The organism is Flavobacterium sp. GCM10023249, assembly GCF_042653365.1.
GTDB lineage: Bacteria > Bacteroidota > Bacteroidia > Flavobacteriales > Flavobacteriaceae > Flavobacterium.
In genome coordinates this window covers 84,385-107,019 of record NZ_JBHSHZ010000015.1, presented here as the reverse complement: position 1 = coordinate 107,019, position 22,635 = coordinate 84,385, and the positions used below count along the sequence as shown (strand labels likewise).

At 32.0% G+C, this 22,635-nt stretch carries 27 protein-coding genes and 1 pseudogene; 10 read left to right on the top strand and 18 right to left on the bottom strand.

Annotated elements, in window-relative coordinates:
- Together ACFO7M_RS13505 and ACFO7M_RS13500 are read left to right on the top strand one after the other, a co-directional pair.
- A pseudogene (locus ACFO7M_RS13505) lies at positions 1 to 258 on the top strand (hypothetical protein); the annotation flags it as partial.
- 1 nt (position 259) lies between these two features.
- Positions 260 to 949 carry a hypothetical protein gene (locus tag ACFO7M_RS13500; protein ID WP_379736211.1) on the top strand — a complete coding sequence of 230 codons (690 nt, stop codon included), beginning with the start codon at positions 260 to 262 and terminating at the stop codon, positions 947 to 949.
- A 135-nt stretch (positions 950 to 1,084) separates the two neighbouring features.
- Here the strand turns inward: ACFO7M_RS13500 and ACFO7M_RS13495 are convergent, their stop codons facing one another.
- The 6 genes from ACFO7M_RS13495 to ACFO7M_RS13470 all read right to left on the bottom strand — a co-directional run bounded on the left by ACFO7M_RS13495 (position 1,085) and on the right by ACFO7M_RS13470 (position 4,650).
- Positions 1,085 to 1,303, bottom strand: a complete 219-nt coding sequence (locus ACFO7M_RS13495; RefSeq protein ID WP_379736209.1) for a hypothetical protein — start codon at positions 1,301 to 1,303, stop codon at positions 1,085 to 1,087.
- 18 nt (positions 1,304 to 1,321) lie between these two features.
- Entirely contained in the window at positions 1,322 to 1,594 is a 273-nt protein-coding gene (locus ACFO7M_RS13490; protein WP_379715757.1) for a hypothetical protein, read from the bottom strand.
- A 177-nt stretch (positions 1,595 to 1,771) separates the two neighbouring features.
- Positions 1,772 to 2,059 carry a hypothetical protein gene (locus tag ACFO7M_RS13485; protein WP_379736207.1) on the bottom strand — a complete coding sequence of 96 codons (288 nt, stop codon included), beginning with the start codon at positions 2,057 to 2,059 and terminating at the stop codon, positions 1,772 to 1,774.
- A 268-nt stretch (positions 2,060 to 2,327) separates the two neighbouring features.
- Positions 2,328 to 4,070, bottom strand: a complete 1,743-nt coding sequence (locus ACFO7M_RS13480) for a hypothetical protein (RefSeq protein ID WP_379736205.1) — start codon at positions 4,068 to 4,070, stop codon at positions 2,328 to 2,330.
- Positions 4,071 to 4,152: 82 nt separating this feature from the next.
- Positions 4,153 to 4,359: a hypothetical protein gene (locus ACFO7M_RS13475; RefSeq protein ID WP_379715748.1), complete on the bottom strand. Its 207-nt coding sequence runs from the start codon at positions 4,357 to 4,359 to the stop codon at positions 4,153 to 4,155.
- Positions 4,360 to 4,428: 69 nt separating this feature from the next.
- Positions 4,429 to 4,650: a hypothetical protein gene (locus ACFO7M_RS13470; protein WP_379736203.1), complete on the bottom strand. Its 222-nt coding sequence runs from the start codon at positions 4,648 to 4,650 to the stop codon at positions 4,429 to 4,431.
- Positions 4,651 to 4,751: 101 nt separating this feature from the next.
- Between ACFO7M_RS13470 and ACFO7M_RS13465 the strand changes: the two genes are divergently transcribed.
- Both ACFO7M_RS13465 and ACFO7M_RS13460 read left to right on the top strand, forming a co-directional pair.
- Positions 4,752 to 4,886 carry a hypothetical protein gene (locus ACFO7M_RS13465; protein ID WP_379736201.1) on the top strand — a complete coding sequence of 45 codons (135 nt, stop codon included), beginning with the start codon at positions 4,752 to 4,754 and terminating at the stop codon, positions 4,884 to 4,886.
- A 247-nt stretch (positions 4,887 to 5,133) separates the two neighbouring features.
- Positions 5,134 to 5,604 (top strand): hypothetical protein, encoded by a 471-nt coding sequence (locus ACFO7M_RS13460; RefSeq protein ID WP_379736199.1) that lies wholly within the window; start codon positions 5,134 to 5,136, stop codon positions 5,602 to 5,604.
- 25 nt (positions 5,605 to 5,629) lie between these two features.
- Here the strand turns inward: ACFO7M_RS13460 and ACFO7M_RS13455 are convergent, their stop codons facing one another.
- From ACFO7M_RS13455 to ACFO7M_RS13440, 4 genes are all read right to left on the bottom strand, one after another.
- Entirely contained in the window at positions 5,630 to 5,821 is a 192-nt protein-coding gene (locus tag ACFO7M_RS13455) for a hypothetical protein (protein WP_379736198.1), read from the bottom strand.
- Complete coding sequence (locus ACFO7M_RS13450; protein WP_379736196.1) at positions 5,811 to 6,260, bottom strand: hypothetical protein; 450 nt, start codon at positions 6,258 to 6,260, stop codon at positions 5,811 to 5,813. Before ACFO7M_RS13450 ends, ACFO7M_RS13455 begins: the two co-directional genes overlap by 11 nt.
- Before the next feature lie 86 nt (positions 6,261 to 6,346).
- Positions 6,347 to 6,505, bottom strand: coding sequence for a hypothetical protein (locus ACFO7M_RS13445; RefSeq protein WP_379736194.1), 159 nt, complete (start codon positions 6,503 to 6,505; stop codon positions 6,347 to 6,349).
- Between the two features lie 44 nt (positions 6,506 to 6,549).
- Positions 6,550 to 6,663, bottom strand: a complete 114-nt coding sequence (locus ACFO7M_RS13440; RefSeq protein WP_379736192.1) for a bacteriocin — start codon at positions 6,661 to 6,663, stop codon at positions 6,550 to 6,552.
- A gap of 296 nt (positions 6,664 to 6,959) precedes the next feature.
- Between ACFO7M_RS13440 and ACFO7M_RS13435 the strand changes: the two genes are divergently transcribed.
- The 5 genes from ACFO7M_RS13435 (at position 6,960) to ACFO7M_RS13415 (ending at position 11,866) form a co-directional block, all read left to right on the top strand.
- Positions 6,960 to 8,390 (top strand): AAA family ATPase, encoded by a 1,431-nt coding sequence (locus tag ACFO7M_RS13435; RefSeq protein WP_379736191.1) that lies wholly within the window; start codon positions 6,960 to 6,962, stop codon positions 8,388 to 8,390.
- Between the two features lie 6 nt (positions 8,391 to 8,396).
- A complete protein-coding gene (locus ACFO7M_RS13430) occupies positions 8,397 to 9,371 on the top strand; it encodes a DUF4435 domain-containing protein (protein WP_379736190.1) in 975 nt (324 codons plus the stop codon).
- Between the two features lie 163 nt (positions 9,372 to 9,534).
- A complete protein-coding gene (locus ACFO7M_RS13425; protein WP_379736188.1) occupies positions 9,535 to 10,077 on the top strand; it encodes a hypothetical protein in 543 nt (180 codons plus the stop codon).
- Between the two features lie 161 nt (positions 10,078 to 10,238).
- Positions 10,239 to 10,775: a hypothetical protein gene (locus ACFO7M_RS13420; RefSeq protein WP_379736187.1), complete on the top strand. Its 537-nt coding sequence runs from the start codon at positions 10,239 to 10,241 to the stop codon at positions 10,773 to 10,775.
- Positions 10,776 to 10,933: 158 nt separating this feature from the next.
- Positions 10,934 to 11,866, top strand: a complete 933-nt coding sequence (locus ACFO7M_RS13415; RefSeq protein WP_379736185.1) for a hypothetical protein — start codon at positions 10,934 to 10,936, stop codon at positions 11,864 to 11,866.
- 404 nt (positions 11,867 to 12,270) lie between these two features.
- On the opposite strand, the gene ACFO7M_RS13410 is transcribed toward ACFO7M_RS13415, so the two are convergent.
- The 7 genes from ACFO7M_RS13410 to ACFO7M_RS13380 form a co-directional block, all read right to left on the bottom strand.
- Complete coding sequence (locus ACFO7M_RS13410) at positions 12,271 to 12,840, bottom strand: hypothetical protein (RefSeq protein ID WP_379736183.1); 570 nt, start codon at positions 12,838 to 12,840, stop codon at positions 12,271 to 12,273.
- 64 nt (positions 12,841 to 12,904) lie between these two features.
- On the bottom strand, positions 12,905 to 14,029 hold the full coding sequence (locus ACFO7M_RS13405) for a hypothetical protein (RefSeq protein WP_379736182.1): 1,125 nt from the start codon (positions 14,027 to 14,029) through the stop codon (positions 12,905 to 12,907).
- Between the two features lie 5 nt (positions 14,030 to 14,034).
- Positions 14,035 to 14,259, bottom strand: a complete 225-nt coding sequence (locus ACFO7M_RS13400) for a hypothetical protein (protein ID WP_379736180.1) — start codon at positions 14,257 to 14,259, stop codon at positions 14,035 to 14,037.
- Between the two features lie 59 nt (positions 14,260 to 14,318).
- Positions 14,319 to 15,980, bottom strand: a complete 1,662-nt coding sequence (locus tag ACFO7M_RS13395) for an ATP-binding protein (protein ID WP_379736178.1) — start codon at positions 15,978 to 15,980, stop codon at positions 14,319 to 14,321.
- A gap of 85 nt (positions 15,981 to 16,065) precedes the next feature.
- The gene (locus ACFO7M_RS13390; protein WP_379736177.1) at positions 16,066 to 16,635 is read right to left on the bottom strand and encodes a hypothetical protein; all 570 of its coding nucleotides are present in this window, start codon (positions 16,633 to 16,635) and stop codon (positions 16,066 to 16,068) included.
- A gap of 11 nt (positions 16,636 to 16,646) precedes the next feature.
- Complete coding sequence (locus ACFO7M_RS13385; RefSeq protein WP_379736175.1) at positions 16,647 to 17,123, bottom strand: 3'-5' exonuclease; 477 nt, start codon at positions 17,121 to 17,123, stop codon at positions 16,647 to 16,649.
- Positions 17,123 to 18,019, bottom strand: coding sequence for a helix-turn-helix transcriptional regulator (locus ACFO7M_RS13380; RefSeq protein ID WP_379736174.1), 897 nt, complete (start codon positions 18,017 to 18,019; stop codon positions 17,123 to 17,125). The genes ACFO7M_RS13385 and ACFO7M_RS13380 overlap by 1 nt, the downstream gene beginning before the upstream one ends.
- Before the next feature lie 148 nt (positions 18,020 to 18,167).
- On the opposite strand from ACFO7M_RS13380, the gene ACFO7M_RS13375 reads away from it, so the two are divergent.
- Positions 18,168 to 19,178 (top strand): helix-turn-helix transcriptional regulator, encoded by a 1,011-nt coding sequence (locus ACFO7M_RS13375; protein WP_379736172.1) that lies wholly within the window; start codon positions 18,168 to 18,170, stop codon positions 19,176 to 19,178.
- Here ACFO7M_RS13375 and ACFO7M_RS13370 read toward each other — a convergent pair.
- On the bottom strand, positions 19,175 to 22,633 hold the full coding sequence (locus ACFO7M_RS13370; RefSeq protein ID WP_379736170.1) for a DEAD/DEAH box helicase family protein: 3,459 nt from the start codon (positions 22,631 to 22,633) through the stop codon (positions 19,175 to 19,177). The two genes, ACFO7M_RS13375 and ACFO7M_RS13370, sit on opposite strands and share 4 nt — an antisense overlap.
- Positions 22,634 to 22,635: the final 2 nt, after the last annotated feature.

Here is a 22,635-nt window from a genome sequence, read left to right as displayed (position 1 = left end):
TTTAGAGATTGTTTTGTTAGATTTGTTTTGAAGTGGATTGCGGGCACGGATTGCAAATCCGCGCTATCGGGGAATAGGGGCTTATCAACTAATGTTTATTTTAACAATGGAGTTGGTAATCGTGGTTTTCTTGATGTTCTTGATAGAACTAATGGAGTTATTTATGATTTTAAATTTGGTAATGCCGTTATGAGCCCTGCCCAGTTTGGCAAATATTCAAGAAACTTTGAATTACCTATACAAATAATTAGACCCTAACATGACAGAAGAAATTAAAGAGATTAAAAAAAGAGTTACTGAGGAATGGTTAAGTTCTGTTCCTCAGCTTTCAGCATTTGCACAGAATAAGCTTTACAGAATAGTTGGTTGTTCCATCATTGGAGTAGAATTAGTAAAGCTACCAAAAGTAGAAGATTACAGACCTCACTTTGTGTTATATCCATTATGGAAAAGTGATTTAAAAAATTGCTTAGATAGTCCTACAATACTAATTGAAGTATGCAACAAAAAGGGGTTGCAGTTTTCTATACCTTTCTTGAAACATAGTGCCTATTTTAATGAAGCTATTGAATGCTTAAAAAAACAAGTGCCAATTTTATTTACCGAAAATGTGCCGTTGAAATCTTTGTTTGATTTAATAGATAGTCGTTTTAATGATGTTTTGGTTAAATCAAATTCTGCACAACAAGCGAAACTATTTGAGTTAAAATTTTATTCAGCTCTATACACAGGGAATAAATCACAGGTTCAAGGTGTTTTAAATCAAGTTGAACAGGCGAGCAAAAATTGGAATATGCAGATGTTTGAAATGTGGTATGGAAATTTTGATTTGTGGTTACAAGTATTACAAGGAAAAGCTAGTAGCAGAGAAGATTTTTTAAAGGAGATAGAAGCAAATAAGAAAGACAAAAAAATATTGCAGTTAAAGAGTTCAGAACTTACAGCATAATAAAAAGCCTCCCGCGCTAACGCGAGCTTCTAGCTCGTGCACAAAGTAAAGTTTTATAATCTTTACAAAAGCTCATAAATTGTAAAAGGCTTACCTTTAAAAAAACCAGTTGAATTTTTCAACTGGTTTTTTTATTTACTTGACATTCTTCGAAAAACTCATGGCTAGAGTTTCAGGAATCAGGACACCTATTTCGACTTTATCGTTTAAGGCACCTTCAACTTGTATTGGACTTGACTTTCGTAAAATTCCCTGATGGACTCCAATTGCTTTTTTTATTGTTGGATAATTCGTTTCTGAAATTGTAAATTCAAAATGAACAAACGTTTTGTTTAAAATTCGGTATACAGCCATATTGATAAGATTTAGGATTTATTTTTTATTGAAAATTGTTGGTTCTTCCAGCCATTCCGGCTTTTGTTCGTAACCAAAAGGAAAACCGAAAGTATTTAAAAATTCCAACCAAACTGGTCGTGGTACATCTCGAGAATTGACAGTCATTTTAGTTTGTACTTTAAAGTCATTGATTAAAGTATTAAGATTTCCACGAATGGTTGTTGTGGAAAATTGCCGACCATACATTTCATAAATTTTGCCTTTTTTAGGTTGAGGCGGTAGTTCTTTTAATGGAATTTGAGTTTTCATTAGTGTGGTATTTGAAGTTAGTTTTTAGTATTCATCATTTAGGCCAAAAATGACAACCAGTAGTGATGTTCCCCAACTGATTACGGCCATAGGGTTTTTAAAATAAATACAAAGGCCAATCGAAAAGGCACATAATAGGATCATTGACATTCGGAGTAGTTTCAAGATTTTCATAGTTTATAGATTTAATAGTTGTTCGTGTAATTGGTTGATTGTTTTGGTTGCTGTGAACTTTTCAAAGTCTTGGGTTTCGTCTGCATTTTGACAGATGTCGACTAAAATGACCGCTTCTGTAATTGAAAAGCGGAGCGTAACCGGTTTTTGCTTTTTTGCATTTTCACTTTTGTTTCGCAGCTTCAGGAATATTGCTTTAGATTGGTCCAGTTTCAAGATGCTGTTGAAATAATTCTGTTCTTGTTTCGCTACCTCATTGTTGCGCTGAGCGTACTTATGGTTAAGTGACATAAGTGCAACTATTTCGCTTTGTGTTATTTTATTCAACTTTATCATAACTTGACTTCTGCAACCAGTTTTCCGGCTTCGTAAAACTGTAATTTGTTTGTTATTAGCTTCAATGTGGGGTTTTCTGCAAACCGCCTGACCATTCCTTCAATTATTGCTTTTGTGGGTTTGTGGTTCTGCTTAATAGGAGAGTACCACACTTTGTTTTCTTCGGTTCGGGTTGTCAAAATCACCATTTTGATTTTGGACAGTTTGGGATCGAAAATTGGCATCAGCAATTAAAATCATTAAGGTTATACTGTACATTGTTGTATTTCTGTTCCAGTTGTTGTTTCAATTGCAACTGGTTGCGCTCATTCAACAACTTATTAATGTGTATTGAAAGGTTTTCCTGGAACTCTTTCGGTAAATTGTTTTGGACATATTTTTTGAGCTGATCGTAATCTATCTTATTGTTCAAAAACTGGTTTACTTTAGTATTGTATTTGTAACTCAATGCACGACGTTTTGCTTTTGCTTCGGCTTTAGCACGCACCTGACCTTGTTTTTCTATTTTTTTCAGATGGTTCTTGTATTTCTCTTTGGTGTATTCGAACCCCATTTCATACGATTTGGTTCTCGAAAAATCAAAGTAATTGTTAGGGTAGAGGATTTGCATATTTGGATTCTGTAGGAACCATTTACGGGCGAATTCCAATCTCCAACGCAGTTCTTGAATATCATCAAGGATATTTACTTTCTGCATCGGGTTTCCGTTAAATAATCTGAATTTCGATTTCAAATACTGGTTGAGAGCGAGTTTCCAAGAACCAGGATAAGCGGTTGTATTGTTTTTCCATAGTTTGTTGGACGATTTAAAGAAATCCTGAACGACAACTTGAACAAATTCCTCATTGGTGAGTGTTCCGTTGTACGCTTCGTGGGTCAAGTAGCGAATATCAATCGATTTATATTCGATAAACTGGTTTTCAGCCAACTTCTCAGCAAGAATTTGTTCGTCTTCGAGAGTTCTCAATAAATTTTCTGAAAAATTTGCGCCGACCGCCGCCCCCTCCGTTTTTTTTGCTTGATTGCGTACTGGTGTTCCTGTAGAAAAATAAGTAATCGTGAGGGCTTTGCCCGAACTCCCTTCTTTCAGAAAATCGGTTGTACCGTTTTCTTTCTTCTCTTTTTTATCTTTAATTGCTCTAGTACTTACATCATTATCAGGTAAAATTTTCCCTTCTTCGGGGTTAATTGATTGGTTTTCAAACTTCCTCATTTGGTTGTTTTGGAAATCCAACACCGTTAAAATTTCAGGGTTAACGTGGCATTCTATAGCCGATTTTGAGCCTTTAAAACATCGTCCGGTTAATACACCAGCCTCGAAAAGTCGGTCGCGGTGGTTACGTACAGTTTTAGAGCATAAATCAAGCGCTTGGACACCGTTGCGTTTCATTTGGGTAATGAACCAAGAATTGAGCTTCATGGGCGAAATAGGACGCTCTACAGCAACCAAAAGCTTCATGTACTCGCTGTTCTGATTGATCAATTGTGCATTGTACGCCGATAGAATGGCCGAAAACAACAACTCAGTTGCATATTTAACCGGTTGTATTTTTACTTTTTCGAGTTGGATAGTTCGATCGTTGTAAAATTCCTCAACTTTTTGATTGTAGTCGCGAGAATTTAGGTGTGAATAATTCTTGTAAAACAGAGTGATAAAAGTGTTCTCCACTTCATTGCGCTCCTGGGTTTTATTGATCGTACTGTTCCATAGTTCAATTGCAGCATTTTCCTCCGAAGTTTGGGTGTTATATTTTGCAATGTACTTGCGGTAATTGTCCATTGTGATGGCAAAAGCTTCATCTACAATACACGGATAAACAGCCGAAAGAATAGTGGGATTTTCTTTGATGAATTCTGCTTTTTTAGCATCGATGGCCGCTTGTTGCGGTTCGGAAGTGTAGGCATTGAGAAGCGTATTTGCGATATTGAAAACGCTTGTTGCGATGGTGTTGTTGTGGTTTTTCATTTTCGCGGGGTTAGGTTTATCAGGGAAAGTTTGGGAGCTTTCCCTTCTAAACAATTACATAGCTTTGCTATACTGGTTTCTTTCACCTCGATGAATGGTTGTAGAGTGTGGTGAGCAACGTTGCATCGATACTATCCAACCAAGAATCAACCGGGTTTTCTTTTTTCCTTTTTTTGGTTGCAACCGGTTTTCCTAAATCTTTATCAATGGCAGCACGCAACTCGCTCAATTCCTCATCGGAAAGGAACATCTTGGCGTTCTGATAAATTGATAATACTTTAGGGTTCATTGTGTAGTTATTTTCCGGTTACAATTTCATAATCGATTACTTCGATATCCTGAGCGATTGTATTCTCCATTATTTTAAAAGTTCTTTAAGTTCCTTTTTGCGTGCTTCTACAATGTTCTTGATTTCGCGCATCGCTTCAATGTTACTTGTTCGGCCATCAATGATGGATAGCACGATTTGACGGTTAAATGCATTACCGTTTGAGGTTTTCATACCAATCTCGTTCAGCTTCACAGCAATGACTTTGGCAAATCGGCCTCCTAATGCCTCTTTAATTTTTTGTTTATTCATATCTCAATCTGTTTGTGTTTTGTAAGAAAAAACTTCTATATTTACTATTCGCCAGCGGTTAATTGGGGTAACTTTAAAAAACTGGCTTGATTCAATCAATTATGGAAAACACGAGTACAATCTCAGTTCGTGTTGGAAACAGTTGTTTAGTCTTGCAAACCAATGACAGCAAACTATTTGCTTATTTGATTTGTGGCGCAACAATTGGCTATTTGATGGCAAGAGCTTTTGAATAGTCCAACAAATTAGCATCGCATTAGCGGTGCTTTTTTGCTTTATAGAAGTTTCAATATTTTCAATGAACTTGTATTTGCCATTGGCATACGTTTTGCCTTATTGTATAGTTATCAGGTTGCTCAATTTTGCAACTGGTTGCAACCATATTTTTAGTATATTGGCATTTGTTTTAGTATTGTTTTTTGAATCATTTTGTATTGATTTCTAAAACAAAATAAAGACAAAATTTTGACTTAATAAAATAAAATGGACAAAATTTTTACAATAAAAGAAAGAATTTTACAATTCATTGAAAATCAAGGAATTAAAAAAGAAGATTTTTATAATAAAACTGAAATTACTGCTTCGAATTTTAAAGGAACTGGTTTAAAAAGTGAAATTGGAGGTAATAAATTGGTTAAAATTTTGACTGTTTATCCTAATATCAATCCTGATTGGTTATTGACTGGGAATGGTGAAATGTTGCGTGATGGCAACCAAAATTTGCAACTGGTTGCAACCAACCAGGATAATGAAGATGTTGTATTACTAAAGCAGCATATTAAACTACTCAATAAACAAATTGAAGAATTAACCGGTGATCAAAACAAAATGTCTGTGCAAAGCATGGTAGAGTTTTTGTATGATGAAGCGAAAAAACGCTCTATTCTTGAGGATTTAGAAACCTTGGAGAAAATGGCTAGGGAGAAGAAGAAGGAAACGAATGGGAAGAAATAGTTTACTACCTTGTTACCTATCGCTATTAATTTAAAAACGATCGAATAATTGTATTCAGCTCGTTATTGTTGTTCTTTTCATCAATCTCGTTTAGCTCTTCTTTAATCTTTGCAATAATATCAAATACCTCTTCTTGGGTAATCTCATTATTTTTTAGGGCATTTATGGCGTTTTGAGAGATGATTTTTAAATGATCATACTTCTTTTTAGGCTTCATTCGTCTTTTTACTTCTTTGGATTTGTAAATACGTCAAGTCTAAAACACTCTCGAGTAATGAAAGTCGCTCCTTTTGTTCTTTGTCTTTGTTGAAAAAACTAGATATGAAAAATATGCTTAGAGCGAATAAAAGCGAAGCTCCAAAAACAAACCAGTTGAAGATAGAAGTGTCGCTGTAAGTAGTTGAAAAGAAAATCCAATGCAATTGGAGAAAGCTTATGTAAATAGGGATATAGTAGCTTATTTTATAAGGTTTGAACTGATTGGCAAAAATCACAATTAATAATGCAATGGTTTGTGAACAAGCCCAAGCAAGTTGTTCTGTGTCTGCAAACCCGTAATTATTATTTAGTTTTATGTTGAAGTAAACACTAATTTTATCTAAAAGTAAAATTGCACCAGCGGCAATAATCAATATTGATGATAGTAAACGGCTCATTTGTTAAATTTCTGTTGCGAAACTAACGATGAGCCGTTATATTTTAGTACGGTAAAACCTCAATTTTTGTTAAAACTTTTCTTACATTAAGGCCTTCCTGATCCTCTGTTCAAATCATCTTCGACAGGTGGTTCTACTGGTGGAGTAGTGGTTGCGAATGCAGTTTGCATTTGGATAAACATTTCGGCACCGCCTTTGATTGTTTGCAACTGGTTGCGTGTCAGTTGGGTAAAAGTGTTTTTCATCTTGTTTATTTATTTAATGGTTAAATACTATTATGCAATTGGACTTAGTTTTGTTGTCCTGGTATGCGAATTTTTGGTTTTTCAACATCTTCGGTTTCTTGGCCACCATAGATTTTTTGGAGTTGCTCTTTGGTCAATTTCTCAAAGTATTTTGTCATCTTTTTTAGGTTTTTTTTCATTCAAATTTAAACAAACGCAAATATCCTTGTGCGTATTTTCTTTAAAATATTTTTTACTGCATTTAAGTATCAAGTAAAAATACCTAACTAAATCTAGGTATTTTTATTGAATTTAAGTTTTTTCTTACGGTATGTGGTGGTTTTTTTGTAGATTGGTTTTTGTAAGTAGTAACCACACTTAAAAGATTGTATTTTATTATTAAATCGTTTAGGTATTGCGCATATTTATTAGTTATGCGTGAGTTAAAACAGACATCCAAGTAAAATAAAGATATATGAAAATAGAAAGTTTCAAAGTACACGGACTTCATGGTAAATCAAATTATGATATACAGTTTGAGGACAATTCGTTAATTCTTGTTGCTGAAAACGGTTCCGGTAAGACAACTTTAGTGAATATGTTTTATTACTTTTTATCACGACAATGGAGAAAATTAAATGAATATCAATTTGAAAAAATCACATTGAGAATAAACTCAAAAGAGTTTTCCTTTGACAAAAAAAACTTTAAAGAAGTACTTTTAAGAGATTCAAGAATTTCAAAAAGATTTCCAATACGATATTCAAAAATTGCAGAAGAAATTATCAGTAAGTATAATCTCATCGAAATTAGAAGAAATCCAGAAGTTATCGAAAGAATTGCAAGTCAGTATGATGCTCCTGTCGGATTAATTCATGATATAATCATGATGTATAGCGATGAAGAACATCGAATAGAGAAAGATAACCGAGTACAACAACTTGAAGAATTTCTAAATACTGAATTCAAAAATATACAAATAGTATACCTACCAACTTATAGACGTATTGAAAAAGATTTGAAAAATATATTTCCACATCTTGAAGAAAGCATGAAGGAATATGAATACAAAAGGCGCAGAAAATTTTTAACGGAAAGTTCTGATTATATTGAATTAGTTGAATTTGGTATGGATGACGTTAAAGAAAGAGTGGAGAGAAGATGTACAGAACTAAGAAGCCATTTTTACAATAATCTAAGTGGAAAGATAACAGGTTCTTACTTAGAGGATATTCTAAATAAAAGATATAAGTCTTTTGATTCTGAAAAAATACAAAGTTTCAATGATGAAGCTTTGAAATATCTCTTAAAAAGATTGGATGACAGCATCATTAGTGTAGACGGCAAAAATGAATTGAGAAAATTCGTCGAAAAGGTTCGAGATGAAGGAGCAATTGGAGATGAAGATAAAATAAACGCATATTTTGTTTGGAAACTGTTTCAAATTTATGAAGAACAACAGAAGGCCGAGTTAGATATTAATAGGTTTGTTAGCATATGCAATGATTATATAAAAGATGGCAAACATTTTTACTATGATAATGATACTTTTAAAGTTGATATTTTTTTGGACGAAGATTTAAAACAAACATCACTACCATTTGAATTACGACCAGGAGAAAAATTAAAAGACGAGAAAAATAGAATAGAATATAAAGATTTATCATCGGGTGAAAAGCAAATAGTTTCACTTTTCAGCCATTTAATCTTAAGTAAAAAAGACTATTTCATTATTATTGATGAGCCTGAACTTTCTCTCTCTGTTCCTTGGCAAGAGAGATTTTTGCCTGACATAATCAAATCAGGTGGTTGTCAAGGCGTATTGGCCGTAACCCACTCTCCATTTATTTTCAAAAATAATCTGAAACAGTATTCACACTCATTAGAGGAATTTTTAATAAAATAATATCTTATGGCTTTTATAGACGTTTTAGAGAAGGCTGGAGATATCCCCGAAGCTTCATACATTAAATTTTTGCATCAATATAAATTTAAAGATAAAACACTTCATTTCTTTTTTGAAGGACTTGATGACCAATCATTCTATGTTAATTTTCTTGAAAATATTTTCCCTGAAGATTACACATTCCATTATTATGTTTGTAATGGAAAGGATAATGTTTATACAAATTATAATGACATAAATTGGTCTGTATATAATAAGAATAGAGTGCTATTTTTTACAGACAAAGACCTAGATGACATAATTGGAGTAGCAAACGTCAAAGATGAAAATATCTTTGAAACTAAATACTATTCAATAGAAAACTACCTAGTTACTGCCGAAGTATATGGCAGATTTTTAAGAGAAATCTGTTATGTTATGGAAGATCAAGTTATTGAAGATTTAAAAAAGGAGTTTATTAAACAATTAGACTTCTTTACTGAAAAAATGACGAGTATTTCTGCATGGGTAGTTTATTGCAGGAAAAACAAGCTGCCAGTTAACCTTAGTGACATTGACATATCAAAAATATTTTCAATTTCAAATGATTTCAAAATAAAAAGAAATCTTTCAAGTGGGCATAAAACTCCTTTTGAATATATATGCTCAACTACTAAAACAAGCCATTATAATTTTACTGAAATAAAAAAAATATCAAAAGATCTACGGAATATTAAACCTGCAAAAAAATTCTTGAGAGGTAAATATGAATTATGGTTCTTATACGCATTTTGTAAAAATACAATTGACATTACAATCCCATTTTTGAACAAAGAAATAAAAAAGCATAATTTATCAAACGAAGTAAAGAAAACTAAATGTAAAGTGACTATTCCAATTAAACCTGAAAATATTATCCAAATTACTGCGCCTAGAGTAAGACTTTCTGCAGACATTGCTGACTTTCTCAATGAGAATTTTCGGAAGGTAACTCACGCTTAACAGTACCTACAAGAAATTGGCGATTCATTGGTTAAATAACGCTGTGTGCTTCGTATCAAGTTAAGTGCTGGCAGACAGTTTAGAGCTCCGTAATCGCCACCTAAGGGTAGTTGCAAAACGATATGGGCAATTGTAAAAAAGGATTAAGTTGAATTAAGAAACAATGAATAAATTTCAATATCGATTATCACAAAATCAAAAGACTGAGATAGCTCATAATCTAATAGATATTTTACAGAAAGATGCTGACATTTTAGATTCTACCTTAACATTTATTTTTAATTGGATACGCACTGGACCTGATGAAAAAAGAAAAGCTTTTTTCGATGTCTGGGATATTGTTTTAAAGAATTATCTACCAGCAACAAGACCGATTTTATTTCGCTCATGTGGAAGAATTAGTAAGAACGGTAAGATTGCAAGTTTTACTGGAAGACTAGAATGTGCAAGAAGGATAAGTGAAAGTAGTGGCTTTTTAATAATTTGTGATACTAAAGAAACTCTTGAAAGTGAAAAACGTTTTTATAAGCTAGGTAGTTACAAACATACATTTTACCCTCTTGTTGATGTTTTAATTAAGGCAAAAAAATCCAGAGGAAGTAGATTTTCTCAAAGTTTCTTGGATGAGTTCATTGGCGAAGATGAATATATAATGAGGATAAATCTAGGTTACTCGTGCAGTTTTAAGTGGGTGAAAAATGCTTAAAAAATATTAATACAACAGCCTATAACAGCGGTTTTTAAGAAATTGAAATTTTAAAATTTAACTAATTTTTACTTTTAATATTAGTATTTTAGATTAAGATTGGATGTTAATGAAAATTTCAACTTTAGTAAAATAGCAGATCATTGTTAATTTTATGAAATATGAAGACTTTCAAGTATAAGAGTTTATCAAAAGAACATAAATCAAAGTATTGGTTTGATGTTTTTAAAGCTATTGAGAATAATAAAGAAGACAATAGAACTCTTATTCTCATAACGCATGGTTTTTTGGAAATAATGACAGAAATATTGATAAATGAATTAACAAAAAATAAAAGTAAAATTTTGAACAATGGCTCTATTTATTCCTATTCAGTTAGGTTGTTGATATTGAATGAAATGGGAGTGATAGGGGATTATAGGTATTGTCTTTTGGATTATTTTAGACAGCTTAGAAATAAAGCCGCACATGAAGCTTTGTTTAAAATAGAACTGCTAGAAATTAAAGATTACGTCAATTCATTGGAAAAAAAAGCATACGGTAATAAAACACCTTTAGAAGCAAAGCCATCTTTAGAATCAAAATCATCTTTAAAATCAAAAACATTTAAGGAATTTTGTATACATATTTTGGTGACATTTTGGGTTGACCACTCTGAGATTTTTGCTAAAAGTATTTTGGGAATTGATAATGAGTAGAGTTTATTGTAAATAGCATAATTTTACATGAGTAACGATGTGATTATTTACCTATCACTTTCACTTGCTGATTAAAAATCTATCAACTTTTAGCTATATATTTGAAAAAGTTTGTGAGTTTTTTACAGACTAACTTATATTACTTTAAGCCAAAATTTATGGAAAAAAATCACTTGGAAGATTTCTTAAAAAACTACCCTCTTTACAAATCATTTCGAATTGTAGAAAATTATCAAGCAGGAAATTCACATTATAATAATCCTTATTCTTTTATTGGTGAAACTTTCATGTATTATTGTGAAAATGAACTGGCAGAGAAAACCTTTGAATTGGAACTTCCAGAAAGTACTGAGAGATTTTGGGGGACTCAAGATGGTGAAAAGATACCTGAAAGTCTTTTTGATAATACAAAATGTTTAAATTTTGTTGAACATTTTATAGGATGTTGTAAATCTTGTAAAAAATATAAAATAAACCTCACTTTACATGTTTGGAGTGATAACAAAATTCCAAAAAAGAAGTATAGACTTTCGGGTGTAGCAGGAACTAGTTCTCCAAATAGTGAATTTGATGGAATTTCCTCAAATATATTTGTTGAGAAAATTGGTGTATTCCCTAAACCAACATTTAATGTTGATCAAGAAATAAAAAAACATTTTGATCGAGAAACAAATAATTGGTATTTCAAAGCTTGTAAATGTATTCAAGATAATTATGGAATTGGTGCATTCGCATATTTTAGAAGAATTATAGAGAAAGAACTCTTAACGATTGTTAAAGAAATTTCAGATTTAGATCCTACAAATTTAAAGATAAAGAAACTTTGCGAGGAATATAATTCTACTAATCAAGTATTTTCAATATATGAAAATATATTTGAATTTCTTCCTAAGTCTTTGCAATCTTTAGGTATAAATCCAATTAAAACTCTTTATAATCAGACATCGGAAGGGTTGCATTCACTTGATGATAAAGAGTGTTTATCGAGAGCAGAAAGTATAGATGTAATTCTTAGATTTGTTATAAAGAAAATTAATGAGGAACAATCTGAAATTCTTAAAGTTAAGGAAGCTATTAGAAATTTAAAATAAAATTCTTTGTGATTGCTGAACAGTTTTAGTATGAATGTTTTTTGAAAATAACTGCAGATCTATATCTAATTTGGAACACGAAAACGAACACGATTTCACTATATTTGATACAAAATAACGGCTTTGAAGCCCAATAAAATGGTTCTATTTTTTGAGTTTTACTATTCATAACCCTGAGGTCACGGGTTCAACTCCCGTCCTCGCTACAAATTACAACCCTAAACCCTTGATTTTAAAGAGTTTAGGGTTTTTTGTTCACGAGATTTTCACGAACCGCTATTCTAACTCCTCTATTTTCATCTTATTTAACCAATTCAAATTCAATTTAATATCTTTTAATATTTAATAGTTAAATTGAATTTTCAAAATATTTTGGACGCACAATTGTAAATTTATAAAAAAAATCAAACATGTTCAAAAGCCAACTGACTCGTAATTAAAGTGTCTTTTTTTATGAATTTAAAAGCGGAGCCCTTATGTGTAATGTCTGTTAAAAAATTAAACTCCAGACCACTTTTTATTGTAAATAATATATCGTCCAGATTCAAACTTTTTTCTTCAACGTATAACTCCAATGTAGCCAATAGACCTCTTTCTCTTTGCTGAATGATAATTCCAGATTGAAATTCATCTGCCAAAATCTCTTTACGAATTTGAAACAAGGGAAATAAAACCATTTCATTAAACAATTCAGAGGCGTACCACTTCATTACTTTTTTTCGATCGAACCAAATTTCTAATTGATTTTTAGGGGTATCCAACATTCCTGAAATACTTTGAAAAGGAATATCATCAATTGATTTATATTTAGGGTTCTTCAAATCATAAAAGAAGAAAGGATCAACAATTTTATCACTTAAACTACTGTGTTTTTTCTTTGCAAGTTCTTTCCAATTTACGATAATATCGTCGGGCAAGTATAAACGCCTGATCTCTATTCCTTCTCCGAATAAGTTGATTTTGATTTTTGGCAATGATTTTTAATTTAAATTTATTAAGCATGTTAGATTTCTTATCCGCCAAGGTATGTAAGAACATTCAATATTCTAAATCCTTTTTAAGTTGCTTGATTAACATTTCATCTTCATAGTTCTGTTCTATTCCACTAACAAAATTCACTAAAGCAGTAACTTGCTTTACATAGATAGTTCGAAGTAATAACATTTCTCTCTTTGCAGATTTATAGACCCAACCGTACTGCATTTCCCATAAATTTCTAAAATAACTGATATCTGCTTTGCCCTTGTTACATCCGAGAATAAATAACTTTTCAGCAATTTCAAATCTTGAAATCAAATGATTTCTGCTATTGTCTACGACTGTTTTTGTAAGCAATGATTTTAAATTTTCTAAGACTACATCTCTTGCTTTTGCACCTAAATACTCAAGTCTCTCCTTAACATCTTCTGCTTTATTACTATTTGTTTTTTCAATAAAATAACTAAGAAGATTATAGTTCATGTTTTCAATATTCCAAAATTCTTTAGTGCTTATGTTGTGAATCCTTTTTGCTGTTTTAATTTCTTCTTTGAAATAAGGTGCAACTGTTTCAATACTTTCCCACAACTCAGTAAAATCCTGAACAAAATAGATAATTCTAACACTGCAAGAATCTCCAAAAGATTGCAAATATTCTAATTCTTCAAAATAGTGGTTTCCCAAATACTCCCGACAGGAAATGTATTTTTCCCGTCCCGCTTTTAAATCCTCATAGCAAAATTCTTTAAGTTCTTTAAATCTATGTTTCGGTAACGTGTAAATATTGAATTGCTGATCATAATTGAAATGTAACAAATCATGCAAAATTATGTAAGATGCTTCGCAGCAAATTTTAACTTCATTAAAAAGAAAATTGTATTTGGATTGCAAATCAAGTGATACATTTTGAGGTATTCCGTTATTTTTAGTAGATGTCCCAGATAGATTTTCTATTTTTCTAAAACAATGAAGCAAGGCAAAAGAATCAATAGCAGAGTTAAAAAAAACATCTTTTTTTTCAGGTAATTCAGGATAACTACAATAATAACTTTGTTGCTTTGTAATTTCATTATAAGCGGATATGAAAATTGAAAAATCATAATTCTGACTTCTTTTATCAATAAGAAGCTCCCATTGCTGAGAGCTTTTATTAAATACCTCTACATAGCAGTATGCAACTTCCATAATATCTAACGTTTATGCCAGGAAGCCCCTTTGTTTTTGGAATAATAGGTTCCTTTTGTAGTTGTTGCTAAAAGTTCATTACCGTTTTCCATTAAATCAATGAATTCAAAAATTGATGATTTTGAGGATCTGGAATGCCATGATCTGCCGTCGTTTTTAGAATATTCAATACAATTTTTTGAAGGATTAATGCGTAATAATTCTCCTTGGTGTGCGACCATTTGTCCCATATTTTTGAATTTAAAATTATGTTTCAAATCTATAGTGAGACACCGCCAATAAGTGGCAGTTAAAACCCAATTTTTACGGTTTTTGTTTTTTTATCCCATTTTTCATTTTCACAAAATGAGACAATCTCATCAAATGATATTTTGGAGCCAGTAACCACTTCCGTCATAATACACTTCCGAGTTATATTTTCCATTTCTCCACCCGAAAACTGAAATTGTTCTGCTAATTTTTTTGCTTGCTTTATGGAAAGCCATGATAATTTTGATTTCCAAATTTTTGCTGCAATATCAATACCCGGAACATCAAATTGTACTTTAAAAAGAAATCTTCTTTCAAATGCTCTGTCCAAATTGTCCACCAAATTTGATGTAGCAAACATAATACCGTCGAAATTTTCTAATTCTTCCAAGAGTATATTTTGTATGGCATTTTCAGTATCCGCAACTGAGGAAGCACCTGCACTTTTTCTTTTACCAATAACCGCATCCGCCTCGTTAAAAAGTAAAATAGGACAAACTTTTTCCTTTTTTTTAAATTCATAATAATCGGTAAATATCTTTTTTACCAGTTTTTGACTTTCACCAAACCACATGGATTTCGTTTCTGAAATTTCGACTTTAAAAACGGGACGGTTGTATTTTTTTGCTAATTGGTAAACCGTTTCTGTTTTACCTGTTCCTGGTTCGCCATATAAGAGTACTGTTAAACCAGATGGCATTTTATTTTCGTTTAATTTTTTTTGCATTAAACTAAAAGCTTTATGAGACATGCTTTTGAAAACTGGTTCTAATTGCAATTTTTCTGACCTATTATAATACAAATTGGTCTTATGAATTTTTTCTGGATATAATAATTTTTGATTATTATTATCTGCATAATCAAACTTTATCCCCTCCATATTATACAACATATTTATAGCTTTTTGAGTAAGTCTAATTTTATGTTGATTTGAAAATTCGGCATTATTTTTTTCAATTAGATTCAAGGTATTCAATTTCGTTTTGCCTTCTAAAAATTTGCTTATATAATCAAAAGTATCTCGATTACGATTAGTGAAATCATTTACGGTTGATTGTAGTCCGGAATTAAAATTGTTATCGCCAGCATTTATAGCGTCGAGTATCACATCAAAAAAAACAAAAGAGTCGATTGCTTCTAAATTATTTAATGCATAATTCACCAATTTATATTTTTGATTACTTATTAATAACTTATTAAACTGATGTTTAAAATAGCGATAGTCAATTTCGTTATTGTCCTTTTTATTGCTTAATTTATCCATATCTGCAAGAAATTCATTAAATGTATCTTCCTTTGATTGAATTTCGATTAAGTGTGGTGGAATTGGTTTATTTTCCAAAATGAATTCCAATAAATGGGATGGTAAAAAATAATCTTCTCTTGAAAGATTGCGGAAGTTCTTTTTGCTTAATATATTTTTTTCTTGCAGTGTCACTAAATGATGAGTGTACTGAAGAAACTCTATTTTTTCCAATTCAAAATACTTTATAACCTCAATAAGTTCGATTTCATCTAAACATGAAAGACCTATAAAACTTGCCAATAAAATACTTTGTATTTCATTTAGTTTAAAATAATCTGACACAAGAGCAATTTCACTTTGCACTTTTTCATAGTTCTCTAATTTTAACTTTGAATCTTTTGAAGTATAATGAATATTCTCCAAAGCCTTTAAAATTGTCATTCCTTTTGTTTTCATAGCCTATTGATTTAAGTATGAAACAAAACTAAAACGACACTCTGCCAAAGAATGTCGTTTTAATATAAGCTTGATATTTTACAAACTACAAAGTATCTAAATATTCAATTATTTCATTTCTACCGATTATAGCATTATATAATTCAGTTATATTATTCATAATTCCATAATCTTCTGTATTCAAAACAACTTTACCATTGTCGAGAAAACCACCATTATAATGTAATCCTTTATAGATTTTTTGACTCTGACTCATAATTTCATCATTTATTTCATGCGCTGCTAAACTCAAATTCGCATTAAAATCAAATTGCTGATCTTCGTCAATACTTTTATAATAAACTGAATAACTTTCTTCAAAAAGACATTGTAACAATTTCATTGAACCTTTCATAACTGCTAATTGGAAAAAAGGGTTTTTATCGCCATCAATTACTCCTAATTCATAATCAGATTTAAGAATTATACCTAAACAATAATCCATAGCATCTTCTTTAAAGGATGTATAGTTATTTGAAATTAATTGCGCCAGCTCGGTAGCTAATTCACTTTTAGAAAATATTTTTTTTGCTTCTTCAAAGTTTGAAATGAAAGAACTAAAAGCTCCTTCCTCTAAATCAAGCCTTAATTCCTCTAAAATTGCTTCTTTGTTCATTTTTATATTGTTTATTTTGTTTCTAAATGTAGTAAAAATAATTCAGCACAAGCCTTTGCGTCACTTAACGCATCATGATGATTTAGTTCAATATTATATTTTCTACAAAGAGAAGCTAAGTTATCTTTATACATTTTGTAAGTGCAAAACTTGTTGTATTCTGGGACATTCATCCCATAATATTCCAGTGTTTTGTTCAATACCGGAAAATCAAAACCAAAACCGTTGTGAGCAATCACGTTTTGATTAATAATATAAGGCGCAATCTGATTCCAAATCTGATTAAATGTTGGTGATGAAACAGTATCTCTTGCTGAAATTCCGTGAATTTTGGTAAAGTTATACCAATAATAATTATCCGGAGGTTGTACTAAAATATCCAGTTCTTTGGTAATGATTCCATTTTCAACCCTCACCAAACCTACTTGGCAGATACTCCAGCGGTAACCTTGGGCTGTTTCAAAATCTATGGCTGTGAAAGAATTCATTAAGAATATAGTTTTATCATCTCTGACACCCGATCTCTGATCGTATTTCGTAACATTTCCGGTTCAAGCACTTTAACCTCAGCCCCGAATCTCATTAATTCCATAATTAAATCATTTGTAGGATGAATAAACAATTCAACCAATAATGCGTTATCAGTATCCGATAACACTTTTTGAGAACTGTGTAATGGAAACGATTTTATATAATTTCCTTGTTGCCATGTAAATTCAAGCACCACTTTTTGAGCCGGAGCATAAGTTTCCACTCCAAAAGCATGACGGTATTCTTTTTCAACATCAAAGAGTATTGTTTTGAATTTGGTGTCAGAAATTCTCAAGTTAGATATTCGGTCAAAACCAAAATTTTTGATGTTCCCATCTTTGTTATCGAAAGCAATCAAATACCAACGGTGTTGTGACTCCTTAATCGCGATGGGTTTTACCGTTCTTTGCGTTGTTTCAACATCCCAAAACTTGGTATGGGTAAAGGTGATTTGCAAATTATTTTGAATAGCGTATAAAATCCCGTTTATCAGGTTGGTTCCTGAGGATTTTCGGCTTTCCAAATAAATACTTGGGGTAATTTTATTTCCTTCTTTAAGTGCTTGATGAATCGAAAACGCCTCCACCATTCTGGAAGCAGAGGTATCTTCAATTTCATCTTCAATATAATAGACTTTATCCTTTCTGTTATACTGAATCAGAATGCCGAATAGGTCGAAAATATCCTTTTTATCTCTGTCGAAAGTTCTAATGGAAAAATCGAAATCTCTTCCTAAATCATCCCGTTCCAAACGATTCATTACATACTCTTGTAATTCCTGAAAATTGCTTGGTACCGATTGTAACCGGTCAATGATGTATAAATATCTTTTGTAAAATCCTACTTTGGCCATATTTTGAAGTTTATGTTTGGCTAAGGTAGTTTTTTACTCCGACAAAATATGGCAGTTAAAAAAGAAACTGAAATATTATGCTTAATTAATAAACTTCTCGAGTTAATAAATATCTTTAGAGAATTCTTAAAAATTACTTTATCAATCAATGGCCATCACTAAAAATCCACTTATTCGCTATAAAATTTTAGATGGGTGTTTTCGAAATCCTTTTAAAAAATTCACAATTGATCAATTGCTGCAAACAGTAAATGATAAACTTTATGAAATTTCAAATGATGAAAAGCAATGCATTAAGTTACGTCAATTACAAGATGACATTGCTTTTATGAGAAGCAATGAAGGTTGGTCTATCGAATTAAGCGAATTGTTCGAAGGAAAAAAACGTATTTATCGTTACGAAGATTTGAATTTCTCTATACTTAATGCACCTTTGAATGAGGTAGAAATAGATCAGTTCCAATCTGCTATTCAAGTTTTATCGCAATTTGAAGGCATGCCACAATTTGAAGGTATTCAGGAGATAATCGCCAAATTAAAAACTGGTTTAAAACTAACCACTAATGAAACTCCATTTATTGGTTTTGACAGTAGTCAAGATTTAAAAGGAATTGAGTTTTTTAGCCAATTATATCACGCAGTTCAGAACAAACTTCCTTTAGAAATTACATATAAAGATTTTAAAACAGAAGCTCCTTATTCTTTCCAATTTCATCCTCATTATCTGAAAGAATACAACAACAGATGGTTTTTATTTGGATTACATCAGACAACTGGTAAACCTGATTGGAATGTTGCTATAGACAGAATCATAAAAATTATCAATACAGATATTAAGTTCATAGCCAGCACAATAGATTGGCAAGACTATTTTTCAGATATGATCGGGGTGAGCAAACCTGAAAATTCGGCTATTGAAGAAGTTATTTTACATTTTAATTCTTTGACTGGAAAGTACATGGAGAATAAATCCTTACATGAAACACAAAAACACAAATGGTTAGATGAAAATATTTTTGAAGTTAAAATAAAAGTACTGCTCAACTATGAACTTGAACGGTTGATATTAAGCTATGGCGATAGTGTAAAAGTAATTGCTCCAAGTACATTATCTAAAAAGATACAAGAACGATTGGCTTATGCCATGAAGCAATACTAAGCGATACCTGCATTTTTATTGACTTCTTCTATTAACTGTATCACTTTAAAGATCTTATTGTCTTCGTCATTAAAAACACCCATAATTCCTTCATCGTTTTGATCTGTAAAAGGTGATTGTGTTAGCATTTGTTTTTCCAATACACCGTTGATATTTAAATAATTAATTATTTTTTGGACAAACGTAATTTGATTGGGCGTCAAATTTTCTAATTGTATAAAAGTTGAAAAGTGTTTGTTTGCGGCTTCGATATCTAATCCAATAATTTTTCGAATAAAAATTCCTAAAGAAAGGTTACCGTATTCTTTTTCGAAACGGTCTTTACTTTCTAAGGCTTCTTTCATTAGAAAATGCTCTAAAAGTTCTAACTCCTTTGGTGTGATTGGAATATTTTTGTAAAGTTTGTCTATTACCAAATGTGATTTATTCTTTCTGATAAAAGCTTCCACTCGATCTTTATAACTTTGTAAATTGGTGTAACTACCCAGAATATCTTTTTCAGTGACATTGGCTTCAAAAAATTCATCATCAAATTCAGAATAGACTGGCGTTTCCTTGTTTTCGTCTTTTAAAAAATGTACAAGGCTTCTTATATCTTCTCGGATTTTTTCCAATCGTGGCAATGAAATGGTTTTCCAAAACTCAGGTGATTTTACTGCATTAATTACCTCGATTTTTTGATGAACAGCCGGAATATTTCGCTTCACAAATAACAGTTGACCTATATTACTAATATTTTGAATATAATTAACCTGAGATTTTGAATTGTTCAGCAATGCCAGTTGTAAGCGATATACTAATACATCGAATCGTTTTGCCAATTCGTCTGTATCTTCATTGTATGCGACAAGATGCGACAAGTGTTTATGCATGTCCAAAACATCGGATTGTGTAATAGTATCCCAAGACTTTCTATTCTTGTACTTTTTTACGAATTCCCAATGTTTTCTGACTTCAAATCGGTCTTCATCCAAGTTTACAATACTTTGAAACAAATCTTCTGTATATTGCAAACCTAATTCCTCATCCTCATTATTTGGTTCCTGATTGTTCAGAATCGTGACCACAACCTCCAATTTCGTTTCGAAAAGTTGCTGTGAAAGTGATTTTACCGGAGCAGGTGTATGCCCGTTTGGAAATTCTTCAAAAAATTCAAAATTGGCACAAATGTCAAAAATTAAAAAGAACTCTTTATCTTTTCCTTTTCCGAAAATATCCGGACATAAGCGAGTTCCTCTTCCAATCATCTGCCAGTATTTAGCATAGGACTTCACTTCCTTAAAGAAGACTAAATTCAATACGCGTGGTGCATCCACACCTGTATCCATCATATCAACAGAAACAGCAATTTGCGGTTCGATCTCATCTCCTTTGTGTGCACAGAATTTCTCTAATAAATCTTGTGCTTTGTCTTCGTAATTATCAATTACCCTTAAAAAAGTACCTCCATATTCGGGATAATTTATATTAAAACGCTCCTCTATAAAAACTGCGTGTTTATGATTTTTAGCAAAAATGATTGATTTTCCAAGTTTATCTCCTCCTTCAATCTTTAACCCATTGGTCATCAGATAATCTAAAACCGTATCTATCGTATCTTTATTGAACAAAAATGAATTGACTTTGCTTTTATCGATATCAGGCAGACCTGTTTCCAACTCATCGGGCTGAATACCAAACAATTCCTCGTAATGGAGTTTGTCTTTTTCGCTTAATTCGGCATATTTTACCCCTTCACGAGGAAACTTAACCGGAACAGTAAAGGCTTTTGGCGGCACTAAATATTTACTTTCTACGGCTTGATTGAGCTCGTAAGCAAAAGTTGGATTATCATCTTCTATTTCAAAAAGAAGATAGGTGTTTTTATCTAAATCTTTTTTAGGGGTAGCTGTTAAACCAATGAGAATACTGTCAAAATAATCAAAAATTGCCTGATACTTTTGGTACACGGATCGATGCGCTTCATCAATGATAATTACGTCAAAATGACCTATTCCGTAAAAACGTTCGTCTTCATTTTTCAGATTATCAATTTTATTCATGATGGTTGGATAGGTGGAAAAAACCACACGTGTTCCTATATCTTCTTTCTCTTTGGTTAAATCGATAGCTGACAAATGCGGTAAATGCTCTTTAAAGGCATTCTTGGCTTGTGTCACCAAAGCATTTCTATCGGCTAAAAACAAAATCCGTTTAGCCCAATTGCACTTAGTAAACATATCTACTATGGCAGCAGCGGTTCGTGTTTTACCGCTACCGGTTGCCATTACCAAAAGTGCTTTACGATGTTTACCTTTTAATTGAGCGTTGTTCGTCGTAACTAAGGTATCCGCAATACGCTTAATCGCCTCTAATTGATAAGCTCTACCAGCAATGTTTGTATTTACTGAGAAATTGCGCAAATCCTGTCGCTCGTATCGGCGACGAATTAAAATTTGCAACTCCTCTTTCGTATAAAACCCTTGAACTAATCGATCAGGATAGAAAGTATCATCCCACAAATGAGTTTCAAAACCATTGGTATAAAAAATAATCGGTCGCTGACCTGTCATTTTTTCTAAGCAATCTGCATATAGACTGGCTTGGTGTTTCCCTTTGCGAGCATCGTGTAACGTACTTTTAGCTTCTATCACCGCTAATGGTTTTCCGTTATCATCCCACAATACATAATCTACATAACCTTTTCCGGTAGCATTGGTTGATAATGGCATTCCGGATACTTCATATTCAATCTCTTTGCCTTCACGCAAAGTATCCCAACCCGCTTCTTTGAGTAATAAATCGATTAAAATTTTGCGAGTTTGATGTTCAGACGTTAATTTCGGAATCGCTTCTTCAAAAGTAAATTCCTGAGCGCGTTGCTCTTTACGACTTGTAATTAATTGTGTTTGCTCGGCAATTTGTTTACGCAGTAAATCGTTTTCTTCTGCTAAAAGTTGTCTTTCTTTTTCGAGTTTTCGTGTTTGCTCTCTTTCCTTTTCGAATTGTCCCGACAGCGATTCAAGTTCTTTAACCGTTTTATCATTTATATCACCATACGGAATAAACGCTTCATTAAAAGGTAAAATTTCCGGATTGTTCTCACTGTAATATTTACTTAACCAAGAAAGGAACCTAAAAGTATTTTTAAGCGATTGTAAGGCTTCGAGTTGTTTTACGTTTTTACCGTGAGCAGCATTGTTTCCATAAAGTCTAACAACATTAAGCTCGACCAACATACTTGGTTTTAAAATGGCTTTAAAACTATCGTTATGAAGTAAGGCCGCTAACTTTGTGTCGTACGGAAGTTCTAAATCTTCATCATTTTTGTATAACCAAAAAACCGTTTTTTCCAAAACCACCCTACATAACATTGCGGCATAACGTGGGGCTGTAAAAGTATTCTTTTCAGCTTCAATAATTTCCTGATATATTTCAGGAAATTCGTTTTGGAGAAACGTAAAATTGGTTTGCATTT